General features: G+C 59.7%; 10 protein-coding genes. All 10 read left to right on the top strand.

Annotated features, from left to right (window positions below; all coding sequences use genetic code 11):
• Nucleotides 1-108: 108 nt before the first annotated feature.
• The 10 genes from xseA to MUG95_RS15960 all read left to right on the top strand — a co-directional run bounded on the left by xseA (nt 109) and on the right by MUG95_RS15960 (nt 13647).
• Entirely contained in the window at nt 109-1161 is a 1053-nt protein-coding gene (gene xseA, locus MUG95_RS16005; RefSeq protein WP_247010711.1) for an exodeoxyribonuclease VII large subunit, read from the top strand.
• A 2-nt stretch (nt 1162-1163) separates the two neighbouring features.
• On the top strand, nt 1164-1346 hold the full coding sequence (xseB, locus tag MUG95_RS16000) for an exodeoxyribonuclease VII small subunit (protein WP_049987856.1): 183 nt from the start codon (nt 1164-1166) through the stop codon (nt 1344-1346).
• A 202-nt stretch (nt 1347-1548) separates the two neighbouring features.
• Entirely contained in the window at nt 1549-1797 is a 249-nt protein-coding gene (locus MUG95_RS15995; protein ID WP_123115093.1) for a hypothetical protein, read from the top strand.
• A gap of 6 nt (nt 1798-1803) precedes the next feature.
• Nucleotides 1804-2226 carry a DUF7985 family protein gene (locus tag MUG95_RS15990; RefSeq protein ID WP_122106700.1) on the top strand — a complete coding sequence of 141 codons (423 nt, stop codon included), beginning with the start codon at nt 1804-1806 and terminating at the stop codon, nt 2224-2226.
• Nucleotides 2227-2254: 28 nt separating this feature from the next.
• The gene (locus MUG95_RS15985) at nt 2255-3991 is read left to right on the top strand and encodes a DUF8186 domain-containing protein (RefSeq protein ID WP_247010710.1); all 1737 of its coding nucleotides are present in this window, start codon (nt 2255-2257) and stop codon (nt 3989-3991) included.
• Nucleotides 3992-3993: 2 nt separating this feature from the next.
• Nucleotides 3994-4830, top strand: coding sequence for a hypothetical protein (locus MUG95_RS15980; protein WP_247010709.1), 837 nt, complete (start codon nt 3994-3996; stop codon nt 4828-4830).
• Between the two features lie 2 nt (nt 4831-4832).
• Entirely contained in the window at nt 4833-5948 is a 1116-nt protein-coding gene (locus MUG95_RS15975; RefSeq protein ID WP_247010708.1) for a TrbL/VirB6 family protein, read from the top strand.
• Nucleotides 5949-5950: 2 nt separating this feature from the next.
• On the top strand, nt 5951-7072 hold the full coding sequence (locus tag MUG95_RS15970; RefSeq protein WP_247010707.1) for a TraC-like domain-containing protein: 1122 nt from the start codon (nt 5951-5953) through the stop codon (nt 7070-7072).
• The gene (locus tag MUG95_RS15965) at nt 7065-9272 is read left to right on the top strand and encodes a VirB4 family type IV secretion system protein (RefSeq protein ID WP_247010706.1); all 2208 of its coding nucleotides are present in this window, start codon (nt 7065-7067) and stop codon (nt 9270-9272) included. Before MUG95_RS15970 ends, MUG95_RS15965 begins: the two co-directional genes overlap by 8 nt.
• Nucleotides 9265-13647 carry an ATP-binding protein gene (locus tag MUG95_RS15960; protein ID WP_247010705.1) on the top strand — a complete coding sequence of 1461 codons (4383 nt, stop codon included), beginning with the start codon at nt 9265-9267 and terminating at the stop codon, nt 13645-13647. Before MUG95_RS15965 ends, MUG95_RS15960 begins: the two co-directional genes overlap by 8 nt.
• Nucleotides 13648-13899 lie beyond the last annotated feature (252 nt).

The following is a 13899-nucleotide window of genomic DNA, read 5'->3' as shown; positions in this document are numbered from 1 at the left end:
GGTCTGTTGATATCTGGGTCGTCCCCTACTACGATTCCCTTGCTGAGGTGGTATACTCAGCACGAAGATAGCTTTTTGAGGATCTTGTTCAAAAGTTAGTAGACGTGTATGGCGGACGCACCGGATGCTGAACGGCAGGCAGCCGAGCCCGATGCAGGAGAGGTCCTTAGCGTGTCACAGCTGAACGACCGGATTGCGTCGGTCGTCCAGGACACGCCTGCCCTCAATAGCGTCCGCTGTATCGGCGAAGTCACCGATCTCCACAAAAACAGTACGGCGCTCTACTTCACGCTCACTGACGGCGACGCCGAGCTCCCCTGTATGATCTGGGCGAACCGCTATCGGAAGATGGATGCTGACCTCGAGGACGGAACTGAGGTCATCCTCGAAGGCGATATCGACTACTGGACTGAGGGTGGGAAAATCGATCTCAAGCCGTGGGAGGTGATTGTCGTCGGCGACGGCGACCAAGCGGCCGCAGTCGAGCGACTGCGAAGCGAACTCGAAGAGCGTGGCTGGTTCGACGACGAGCAGAAACAGCGCCCGCCAGCGTTCCCAGAGCGGGTTGGGGTCGTAACCTCCCTCCGTGGCGATGCCCGGTATGACATCCAGAACGCGATCCACGAACAGGACCCTACCGTCGACATCCTGGTGAAGGACGCCACCGTCCAAGGGTCGGAGGCGCCCACGTCTATCGCGAATGGCATCCACCATCTGGACCGTTCCGAAGAGGTCGACTCGATCATCGTCGGCCGTGGCGGCGGGAGTGATTCGAACCTCCAGGCGTTCAACACCGAGCAGGTCGCGGAAGCTATCTTCACCGCAAACACCCCGATCGTCACGGCGATCGGGCATACTGACGACCGGTTAATCGCCGATCAGGTCGCGGATGTGGCAACGATCACGCCGACGGCCGCCGGCGAGTATATCGTGAATTCCCGCGAGGAGTTCTTGGCGGGCGAAGTCAAGCCGCTGGCACAGCAACTCGACGCCGCGTACGAGACCTTCCAGCAAGAGCACGAACATAAACGGGAGCTTGCCGAAGCAGTCGACGAGGCGGCCGTACCCGAGGGCCTCCCGCCGGTCTACTACAAGGCCGCAATCGCTGTGCTGTTGTTGCTGTTGTTGGCTATCACTGGGCTTTGGTTGGGGGTGATCTGAGCGTGGCAAACGACCAAGAGATCCACGACCGGCTGACCCGTGTCGAAGAAATCATTGAGCAGCTCGATGCGGATGAGTGTGATCTCGATGAAGGGACAAGGCTCCACGAGGAGGGTCAGGAACGCTTGGCCGAGGTGCGAGAAATCCTTGACAACGGGCGTGGAGAGGTCGTGGAACTCGAGTAGAGGCCATCCTAACCTTAACCAACAGACAACGGAATCTAGCCCCATTGTTGGTTAACCGTACCCTTGCGAGGTGAACGAGCTATCCGGTTATAATTTACTTTAGATTTTTGCGCCAGTTGGTGGCCAGAAAGCATATACCGATCTTCTAGCTATCGCACCACCATGGACCGGGGCTCAACCGGTGCATACCCACCCCGCACATATGATCACACGGGCAGTCACCATCGAAGACATCGATGACCTGTACCTGACGTGGAACAGCCATATCAACGGGTCCGCCCTCTACCGCCGCGCCCTCCGAGATGAGATGGAACTTCGCGACGTCGACCCCGACGAGCTTCGAGATCTCTTCGAACGGGCTCGCGAACAGGGCTACACGAAAGACGAGATCGTCGAGGAGACCAACCGCTACGCTGATCTGAAAGCACTCGTCGACGACGCAGAGGAGTAACCCGCTATGTCACAGGACAATACGCCCTCCGAGACGGCTTCGAATCGCCCCGACAGCCAGTCCACGGCATCGAGTAGGCTTCCCAGGCAAGCTATGTTCATCGTCGTCGCCCTGAGCCTGTTCGCTGTGGAACCCGCCGCCGCACAGACGAATGCCGTCTGTAGTGCGGACAACCTTCCCAGCATGATCGAGGGTTTCTTCCAGCTTACCACGGCGCTGGGCATTGTCGGCCTCGCAGTCGTGTGGCAGGCTGACTCCCTTATCGAGATGTTCACGATCACGCCCGAGCAGAAGAAGGGCCTCAAGCGGCACAAACGGTCGGCGATGAAGTCCGCGGTCGTCCTCGTCGCCCTCGGCCCACTCTACACCGTCGCTGGGTCGATGATGAACCTCCCGCTGGCGCAGTGCGTCGACCTCGCCCCCTGGTAGGCGACTACCACCCCCGTCGCGAGCCCCCATGACACAACGAGAGCTCTCCGTGCTAATGGCCGCCCTGTTCGTGACGAGCCTAGTCACAGGTCTCGTCACTGCAAGCCCGCCACGGCCAGGCACGGAGGGGAATGGCCTCACAGAAAATGAATCAGCGACGCTGTGGTCTCGCGACGCGGACAACTACATCAGCCAAGAGGAGTACCAGCAGCGCTACGGCGAGAGCCGGACCGCGATGCACCAGCTCGCAAACGGGACGGACATCACGTTCACGCGCCCGCCGGCGACAGCTGCAACGTGGACGCGAAACGACTTCGCTGATCTCGAAGCCGGTGGGTCGGATACGTCCGTGCATCCGCACCACGCGTCGCTCGAAGATGGCGTGTTTATCGAGGACGCCCACGCCACGGTGTTCGCAGTGCAGCCGTCGACGCGAGGTCACTTGGAGTCGGGTGACACGCCGCTCTATATCGCGCCGAACGGCACAATACGGGGGTTCGTCGACTATCGCGTTCGCGTCCCGAACGGAAGCTCTTCGGGGAACACGACGATCGAGTGGTCGCTCGCGAGCAACGAGGTTGAGGAAGTTCGATTGCAGAAGGACGGCGAAACCATCGTCGAGCGCGACGGCTCGCACACGCCGGCCCTCGACTACCAGATCGAGGATGACTGGAGTGCAAACCTCACGCTTGAAGCCGAGATCAGCGTCCGACTGAAGAAGACCACGCGAATCGACCGAGGCGACGAGACCGATGTCGAGGTCACGTACCGAACCGAATCGCTCAACGTCTCGGATTCGATCGCCGTCGAGATCTACGACCTCTCGGCGTACCCCTACTACGCCGAGTACCCCAATGGTGACGCTGGTGTGGCTATCTTCCAGTCCAGACCGTGGCAGGGGTACACGCTGACGGAGAATGGAAGCGCACGAGTGCGTGGCGTCTGGCGGTTCTACACCGCTCGGAACACCAACTGGGATACACTCGTCAGGTCGAACCGGACCGACAGCGCCACCGTCGAGTCGGATGCGATTCCGGTCTATGTTCACGCGTACCCGTCGCGAATCGGCCCGCGTGCTGAACCAGTTCGCGATGGCCCAGAGATTATCGACACCTGGGGCAGTGACCGACCGTCTCCGGACGGAACGCTCGGTGAGAACATCAACATCGACATCGTCAACCAGTCGTACACGACGACGTACGGTGTTGCGGTTCGCGCGGAGAACGTCGACCGCGACGCGCTCCAGGTGGCGGGGATCGTACGGGGCGTGAACGCCTCGATTGTGGCACCTGACGCTAGCTCAGAGCGGCAGCTCCGGCACAGTAATCTGACGGTTGAGGTGCTCCAGCAGAACGAAAGTCAGGCCACACTCCGCATCGAACTCCGAGACAACGAGACCGGCGCTCCGATCATGCTCAGCGATCCCGACCGACGGTATCCAATTGGCGGGAACACTCGCAACGGCTACATCACCATCGCGGAGCAACGCGTCGAGACCAACGCCTCCGGGGTGGCGATTGTGACGATCGACGAGCCGGGTATCTACACGGCACGGTACCATCCGGGTTCGTGGCTCGGGCACAACCCCGCATATGTGAGTGCGACGGCTACTGCTCGCTGGCATCCGCTCGGTACCATCGACGGTTGGTTCGCATTTATTTTCGAGGTCGGCTGGCAGCTCATCCCGTTCATTGTGATGTTCTACGCTGGCAAGCGGCTCCTCCGAATGCTCGGTCCAGAAGACATCTTCCAACGGAACCCATAGTCATGACTAGAAACCACCCACACATCAGTCGGCGAACCGCCCTCCGAACAGTCGCAGGTGCCGCCCTCGTGAGCGTCGCTGGCTGTCTGAACGACAATGGCGGTTCTGGGACGCCTGGTGACGGAACGACCTCCCCAGATGGCAACGGCCCACTCACGCGTATCGCTGTCGAGGGGACAACACTCGTCGTCGAACTCTCCGGAGAGGCCGACATTGACCAGGTCAATCTCATCCAACCGAACGACGAGCTATTCGGGAAGCGTGACGTAGCTGCGGGTGCTCAACAGGTCTCGTTTGAGATCGGCACCGCATATGCGCCCGGTGAATATCGCGTACTCGCGTTGAAGAGTGAGGAGACAGTAGTCGAGACCACGACTGAACTGCGTCCAGAGATCCAGATACAGGATGTCGGACTCTATCGGAATAATCCAGATAAGCCGTGGGATGAGGTCTATGGTGAGAGCGAGACTGACCGGATCAAGAATGGCGAGGCATTCGTCACGGTAGAGAACACAGGAAGCGGTCCAGAAGCGATAACTGAACTAATCTTCTCCGGGGACGTTCCCAATCCAATTGAGAACCCCAGAGGCAGTGGAATGCACGAAACCGACCGGGTAGTGGTCTCCCCTGGCGAGACGGCCGACCTGTTCAGTAATTCGTTCCCGTTCGGTTCAGAGAGTGAGGATGGAATGGGGTGTTCCCCAGATGGTAACAGCGGGCAGTTCACGGTTATCGTCGAGACTCGAGTCGGTGGAAATCGGGTCACGAGTACCTACAATGTCCAGTATTCCGGGTCTGACGAGATGACAGACTGTGAGGTCACGATCACGGAGGCCTGACGATGGTTGATCTCATTGACGTCGTTCTTGAGGGTATCAAAGGCGTCGTTGATTGGTTCATCGGGCTCTTCATGGACGGTCTCAGGTCGGGGTATGAGACTCTGTCTGAGGGAATGTTCGGAACGCCGACCCCAGAGACGAACGGAGCATTTGTCTTCGGTGAACCAACCAACGCACCCTGGCCAGCGATTCACGATGCTCTCATCGGCGGCGAAATCATGCTGGTTTCCCTTTTGCTCCTCGTAATGAGTGTCCAGGGGCGTCACACGGTTCGGATCTTCAATATTGGAAGTACCTACGAAGCCCGAAAAACGAAGAAGACGGCCTGGGTCGGGGCCTTTCTAATCATTACGTGGTATTGGGTTGGAACTCTTGCGCTCTACCTCGTCGACGGGTTCACCATTGCACTGATGCCGGAGCTTTCCTCCGTAGCCTCGGCAATGCTTCAGTTCTTGGGTGCAGCCATCACAAACCCAGGGCTGGGGCTATTGTTCGCCGTGATTGGTGGAATTTCGATGTGGGCGCTGGAGGCGCTGTTCTACATCCGGATGATCCTGCTCTATGTCTACCTGTACGGAATGCCGATTGCATTTGCACTGGCCTACGGAAACATTCCGGTCGTATCCGATATCGCGATGGGGTTCTGCAAACGGTTTGTCCCGTTGGCTGTCCTCCCGCTCCCGGCAGCGATGGTCCTCAAGGGATACGATTTGATCTACAGCGGTGGAACGCTCACACCAGGAACAGCGTTCCTCAAATATCTCGTCGCTGCGTCTCTCCCGCTGGTCGCCCTCTACATCACGTGGAAGACGTTCAAATACGCGACCCCGCTGACGGCCAAAGTCGTCGGCGGTGCGACGAAAGGCGCAGCACTCGTTGGCGGTGTCGCCGCTGGAGCCTACGTCGGTGGCGCCGGCGTCGCGACGACCGCCGCTCGATGGGGGCCGAAAGCCGCCGCTGGCCACGCCGTCGCGCAAAAAGCGGCTGCCCGCGGTGGGCATGGAGGAAACGATGGTGGCACGCCGTCGTACCGTCGAACAGAGAATGACCCAGGTGGAGCGACAGCAGAATCAGCGAGTGACGACCGTGGGATGGAGTTTGACCGAGGGATTCACTAACTATGTCAGCAGATCAAGACGCGGCCGCACGGCGCATCATGGATCAGTTCGGCGAGGAGAGTCGCATCCCGTATCTCAATATTGAGGAAGGAGACGTCGGTATGCTCATCGCCTTCCCCATTATTGGGCTGTTTATCGCGGGCCTCACCGGGATCGAATCACTGGCCCTCCCGTTCGTTGCTGGCGGGCTTGGCTTTGGCGTCGCCGTCATTTACGTCTCACCAACCCACCTGAACGCTTGGACGTGGACGAAAGATGTCTATCGGTATCTCAAGCGACCTCAGGTCACGTTCAGTGCGCCCGCCGAAGCCGACACGAGTACCAACGAATCAGAGCGCAACGAGGACGGACTCGCGAACTACACGCCGTTCAAGCCGGACGAGCGAACGCAGGATCTCACCAACATCAAGCGAGCGTGGCCGGGCGCTGGTGCTATCCAGCGTGAAGACGGCGCGATGGAGGCGTTCATCGAGATCGATCCGGCCAACATGGACTTCGCGATGTCCGACGACTGGGCACAGCTCCAGGACGCCGGAGAAGAGTTCGCCAACAAAGAACTGGACTCGAAGCTCAAACTCCACGCCACAACCCGTTCATTTCCGGTCGAGCAGATCACCGAGACCATTGAGGAGCGCCTCACTGACGAAGACGTTACGGAGAACCCGATCTTCCGGGAACTCCTCGAAGAGTACCGGGAGACACGGCCGAAGGAGATGCGTGACCGGGGCATCCAGCAGGTCCGGTACTACATCGGCGTTGAAGTTAGCCCGATAGAGGTCTACGACCGCTTCCGCGACGAGGGCACCCCCGCAGAGAAGCTGACCCAGTTCCCCGTCATCGGCTTCCTGTTCAACCCGTTCGTCACCCGCCGCGAGGACCTTACCGACGTCGAACGTCGTGCGCAGATGTTCGAGAAGCTCGACAGTCGCGTGAACGACGTGCGATCCGAGTTCATCCAGCAGGCGTCGGGGTGGTCCGCACGTCGACTCAGCACGGTCGAGCTGTTCGTTCTGAATATGGACTTCTGGAACGGCCGCGAACACGACTACGACGAGGCGGAGCGTGTGGTTCGCGACCAATCGATCATCGGCCACTCGCGCCGGGAGGATCCACACGATGCGTAACGTGACCCTCCAGACCGGTGGTGGCGCGCTTGGCTCCGTCGCCGGGTGGCTCCAGAACCTGACACCAGCAGAGAGTGCAGTACTAGCCCTTGCAGTGGGTCTCGGCCTTGGCGTCGGCAGTAAGTACCTCTGGGACCGCTTCACTGCGGATGATGAACCAGACGTGGACTTCACCGATGTCCTCGACGAGGAGACACTCGAAGAAGGCGAGGCTGAACGCAAGCTCCTCGACGACATCTCCGAGTCGCACAAGACCGTCACCGCGCCCGGAGCTGTCGAGTGGGAAACGCGAGCCGCACGGGTCGGCGAGCAGTGGACGACGACACTGTACATCGCTAACTATGCCGACTACCCCAACGACGGGTATCTGAGCGACCTCTTCGAGATGACCGACGTCCAGTTCGATCTGACGGCCCACATCACGCCGAAAAATCAGGAGCGGGCCCGGAACGAACTGCAAGACATCGCGGACGACCTCCAGGTCGATGCTGACCTGGAACAGAGTATCCGGAGCGCGTATCTCCAAGAGCGCGCCAACGAGGCCGCAGCGACGTACAAGGCCGTCGAGAACGGCGCGAACGTTTTCGACCAGGGGATGTTCATCACTGTGCGGGCCGACGAGAAGGACGACCTCAGAGACGCCGTCCAGACGGTCAAGAGTGCGCTCCGCGACGACCCGGCGAACCTCACGCCGAAGACCGCAATTTGTCGGCAGGACCTCGCCCTCCAGTCCGCCGCGCCCATCGGCGACAACGAATTCGGGCGGACATCAATCGCACTCGGCGGGGCCGTCGGCGCGTTGCTCTCCTCGCCGCACAACGCGACGATCCTCGAGGAGGGCGGTGTCGAGTTCGGGATTCACAAGGACAACCAGAGCCCCGTGGTCATCGACCCGTTCGCCCGGGACAACGGGTACGCGATGTTCACCGTCGGCGACACGGGGTCGGGGAAGTCGTTCAGTTCGAAGCAGAACTTCATCCGTTCCATCGAGCAGAGCAAGGACCGCATCGGCATCATCCTCGAGCCGTTGAACAACTGGGCAGGAGTCGCCGAAGCGCTCGATGCCAAACGCATCACGGTCGGCGGGACACTCGGGCTGAATCCCTTGGAGATCCGCGAGACACCCGAGCACGTCCAGCGGGCGATGGGTGAGGACGCGAGCCCGTTCAACGAGAAGCTCGACGACGCGATGAGCTTCCTTACCAACTTCTTCGCGCTCCGCGGGATCTCGCTGGGTGACCGCCGGACGACACTGGAACTGGGTCTCAAGCGAGCGTACAAGCGTAACGACATCACCGACGACATCTCGACGCACGGCAACCCGAGTCCGACCATCCGGGACATGATGGACGTCTTCGAGGACATGGTCAACGATCCCGAGGAGTTCGTTGTCCGATCCGACGAGGAAGCCGGGAAGATCAAGGAGGATGCGACGTGGCTGCTCGATCAACTCCGCCCCTTCGAGGACGACGGTCGCCACGCCAACCTCGGCCAAGAATCGGACTTCGACATCCGGGACGAGAAGGTCATCTATCTCGACCTCGCCCAACAGGAGGGGAGCGTCGACAGCAGTACGGCGCTGACCATGCAACTGCTCATCTCGCTGGTCTACGAGCGCGCGAAAGTCTCGGAGAAGGAGGTCGTGTTCTACATCGACGAGGCGCGCTACATCATGCAGGACGCCGCGAGTCTGGCGTTCCTCGAAACAGTGTTCCGGCACCACCGCCACCACGACCTCTCGATCCGGCTGGTCACCCAGACCGTCGACGAGTTCTTCGAGCACGCCGAGAGTGAGGCCATTCTCGACCAGTGTGCGGTCAAGCAGTTCCACCGCCTCGACGGGATGGATGATGAGTGGGCCGACGAGTTCGGGCTGAACTACGCGCAGATGCGGTTCGTCCAGGACGCCGTGCCCGGCAACGAGGACGCCGGCTTCTCCGAGGCCCTCGTGGGCGTCGACGGCGAGTGGCGCGGCATCCAGGTCAAAGCGATGCCCAAAGAGAAGCAAGTCATCGACTTCGAGCCAACCGAGCAACGGCGATCCTCGCTCCCTGGTACTGGCGAGGATGCTGTAGACGCGGACGTGCAGGCGTTCCAAGACGATATTGAAAGCCGAGCGACCGATAACGGACAACGCCCACCTGAGCAGACGCCAGCAGAGACTGATGGTGGCGCAGCGGGAGGTGACGAGGATGCGTGAGTACCTTCGCGTGACGCCAACCTCCGAACGGCTCACTCCGGAGCGTCTGCCGCAGGCACTGGAGAGCCTCCACAAACTGACCTCAACGGACTCGGCAGGGCTAGCTGACAAACTCAACCCGCTACATAGCGACACACCGCTACGCTTCGAATTCCTCGCGCTCAGTGAGGGGAAAGATGACCCCGTCGAATTCTACTACGGTGCCGACGACCATCTGGATACCCTTGAAAAACGGCTCCGGTCGGTCTATCCCGAGACGTTCGACATCGACCGTACCGAGGTCGACATCGCATCCCGACTCGTACAGCCTGTCGAATTCGACCGCGAGACATTCGTCGAGCACTATGAGTCGGGCGACCTCCAGTACGAATTCGGTCCTGACGAGCAATACGAACGTGGCACTGACGCCGATAGTCAAGCGGGGCCAGCAGACGCCGAATCAGTCGCGGATGGAGGAACAGTCGGCGACCAGTCTGCCGACCACTTCATCGAAACCGAAGATACTGTCCTCGAACTCGCCCCACCAGATGCGATTCCCGAGGATGAGCCACTCACGACGCTTGCCAAACCAACGGTAACATCGGAGGGGACGATACTCGCCCGGCCAGCGACCGAATCCGTCTCCCCACTCGGCGTGCGGTGGCAAGGGTCGGCGACTCGGAAGCAGGACTGGATGACCTCACTCTCGCCATTTACTGCCGACGACGAAGCGGAACTCCCAGCCGTCGATCAGCCAGGAGGTGCGCTCGCGTCGCTCGTCGACCACCTGATGGAGGCGACAGCACCAGTAGCGTTCCAAGTCGTCTTCCAACGACGCGAGAGCTGGCAGTCCGATGCCGACCTTCGCAAAGAAGACGTCATCGACGGACGGGACACACTCGCACAGGAGATTATTGGCTCCCTCTTCGAACTCGACGATCAGTCGGAGAGTCGCGATAGAAACCAGCTGAGCGACGCGGTTGCAAAACGTGTTGCGGCAATCGAGGCGAAAAATCCGAAGCGGTCGTTCACCGCGAACATTCGAGCAGTCGGGATTCCATCCGGTAGTGACGGTCACGATGATCTCGATGAGCGAATGCAATCACTTGTTCCGGTATTCGATCCGCTTGACGGGCCGTACTACCAGGTTGCGGCTGAACGGGTACGCGACAGCGGCTTCCGGGCAGCCACGAAAGAACGAAACGCCCGAGCGGCGCTGCAGCGGCTCTTGGATCGTGAGATCACGACCGGCCGTGGGAAGACCCGACCCGAGTTCGTGCTGAGTGGCCGAGAGCTCGCGAATTTCGTACTCGTCCCCTCCTCGGAACAGCTTACTGTCGAGGGGACACGTGGGACGCGTGCGGAACAGCAGAGTCGGAATCCGTTGCCCCGTCCGCACCAGGACCTCATGAGTGAGTTCCGAGACGGGATGGCAATCGGGTATGCTCTCAACGACACCGGCGAGGCCGAAGACGTGCCGACACACATTCCACCCGGACTGCTGCCCACTCATTTCGGCCGATTCGGAACAACCGGCTCTGGGAAGTCGAAAGCCCTCATCAACGACATGCTGTCGCTGTACGACAACACCGAGGGGCCGACGATCCTCATCATCCCGAAGAACGACGATATGGCCCAGAATTACATGCGGGCTCACGCGCGTCGGTTCGGAATGACCGACCTCGAAGAGAACGTCGTCCACTTCCCGATTCCGGACGTCCTCCCCGGGTTCTCGTTTTTCGATCTCGAACCGTCGATGGAGAGCGGACGGCGTCGCGAAGACGCCGTCCAACGGAAGGCCGACCACTACGAAGAGATTCTGAAGCTCGTGATGGGAACCGACCGCTACGAGCGGGCGACTGTGGCCCCGACTCTCATCAAGACACTCATCAAGGCACTGTTCGACGAGGAATACGGCCGTGAAAACGGGCTGTACCGAGCGTCGACGGACTACTTCGCCCACCGACAGCTCGAACACGTCGTCGACCAGCTCTGGGAGGCCGGGCCACCGAACGAGAACATCGGCGACGCCCCACGGTCGAGCGACGAGGAAGTCACCCGGACGATTCGACGGCAGCTCCAGTTAGATTCGAACACCTTCGCGAACGTGATGGGCGGTGTCGGAAACCGTCTCGCCTACATCTCACAGGATACGCACCTGCGGCAGATCTTCAACAATACCGAGAACCAGTTCGACTTTCGGGATGTCCTCGACGAGGATACGGTCATTCTCTTCGACCTCGGCGACCTCCGCGACGACGCCGCCCGGATTATGACCGGTGTGATCCTGACCAATCTCGATGCAGCTCTCAAGGACCGCAAACAGGCCCTCCCCCAGCACTCGGACGACTACGTCGTGAACTTGCTCGTCGACGAGGCAGCATCGGTCGTGGTCTCCGACATCATGAATGATCTCCTCGAGAAAGGCCGGGGATTCCGGCTCTCTGTTGGTCTGTCGATGCAGTTCCCCGAACAGATGGAGGCTGAAGGTGGGCGGAAGATCTACCTGAATGCTCTGAACAACATCGGCAGTTCACTCATCGGGAAAATCAACGTCGACCGGGAACTGGCGCGAGCGATGGCCCACGAAGAGATGGACCCCGCGGATTTCGCCAATCGGATTCGTTCGTTGCCACGAGGGGAGTGGATCGCCAGCCTGCCAAGCCCGACGTTCGGTGAAACGGGGCCGTATCCGTTCAGTCTCGAACCACTCCCGATTCCACCGGGCCACCCCGAGAGCGAATCCCCGCTCACAGAGCGTGAAGAGGAGCAGTTCACTGAGACACTCTCCTCGATGCACGAGGACATCAATGACGAACACGGTGTGCCGGCTGAGCCAGACACTTCAACAACGAGCACACCTGCCGACGGACACGAGGTGCTCGATATCGCGAGCGACGACCTGGACGTCGCGATTGCGAACGTGGTTCGGAGTCTGCAGCTTCGAGAGGGCTGCCGTGAGGAAAACGGCTGGGTGGCCGTCGAAGCAGTTGACGACGAACTCAGACGACTCTTCGACGACGTCGACGCCGAGCCGCCATCGTATGATGCCCTCGCGGACATCCGAGAACGATCACGATACCTCGATACGACCGTCGATATCGACGCCGACGAGCTCCGCATCCGGCTCACTGACGCCGGAGAAGAGGTCGCGACACCCGATACTGGTGGCGTGCAGGCCGCTGGTGGGAGTGCCCACGACGCAGCACTCCTTCAGATCGAAGAAGAGCTCACCGCACTCGGTTTCACCGTCTCGATCCTCGCACAGGATGGCAGCGAGAAACCTGACGCGAGGGCGAGCCACCCCGACGTTTCCGACCGATTCGCCATCGAAGTCGAAACGACGACACCCGAGAATCCCGCGAAAGTGCTCACGAATCTCCGGAAGGCCCAAGCAGCAGGTGATATCCCGCTGTTTGTCGTTCGACCAGGAAACGACGAAACTGAGTGGGCCGAGCGTGTTGACGGCATTCTCACACCTCCCGTCCGTACCCTCCAGAATGGTGAGACACGGTTCTACACGACTGACTCGAATCTCACGTTCAGCGGTGGAGCGACCGAAGAAGGTGGAGTGACGGCCGTGCGACCGGCGACCGACGACGAGAACGGGACCCAGAACATCTGGCAGCGTGATGGCGACGAGATCGTCCTTCGTGATGCCAGCGGGACGGAACATATCCGCCTCGAGTCGCTGGAAAAACTCTCGAAAGATCGTGTTCCGGCCATCTACAGCTACGACCACGCTGCCGACGAGTACGTCGTTTATGAGCACGGTGAACAACACATCTACGAGACGAAATCGGCGTTCGAGGACGACTGGATTCGGATCAAAAAGCCGTTCGTTCCGGAAGACGAGTTCTCCACCCCAGAGTACAGCTGCGACAGCTACGTAATCGTGATTCTTGCCGATGAGAAGTCATCAGTCGTCTACACGGACGGGACAACGAAACCTCTCACAACCCTATTTGATCACTCAACCGCCCACAATGAATCAGAGGGGGACTCCAAAAACGACGACGAAAATAGTGACCGGGCGGAGACTGACTATCGGGCCGAATCTGCTCCGGGAGAGGATATGCCGGGGGAAGATTCCTCAGAGCAAATCTCCCAAACTAACGGGAGTGAACTCGATCACGACGCGGACGATTTCGAGTCATTCGTTGACGTGTACGTTACCGAAGAAGAGGAGGCGGAACTCCCGAAGGATGATCTCTATAATGCGTATCGGATATGGGCAATCAGACACGACAAAGAAGTTCAATCGAAAGCGTGGTTCTCCCGTTCTCTCGGGGAGTTCGTAACGCATGATACGAGTCGGATTCGTCAAAACGAAACCCGCGTGAACTGCTATACAGGTATTTCGCTCACGGCAGCAGGGCAACAATTGATTGAATGAAGAGAAATCTATGAGGTACTTGAATTCGAGACGGGTTATCAAAAAACCGCCCGAAGGCGTTGCCGGTCAGGGGAAACGACCAGTAACAGCACGAGAGGGTAAGAATCAAGAGTTAATACTCGGTTATGGACCGAGAAAACCGCAAGACGGAACCGCCGGTCAGGGCATCTGGGAGGGGCAACAGTATCTAACATCAAGTGAACATACGAAATCGCAGGACGGCGCTGCTGGTCAGGGGAAATTAAGAAAGGG

It is taken from the genome of Halorientalis litorea (assembly GCF_023028225.1).
In the GTDB taxonomy this organism is placed as follows: domain Archaea; phylum Halobacteriota; class Halobacteria; order Halobacteriales; family Haloarculaceae; genus Halorientalis; species Halorientalis litorea.
Note: the sequence above shows the minus strand (reverse complement) of the source record. Positions and strands in the feature narration are given on the sequence as shown.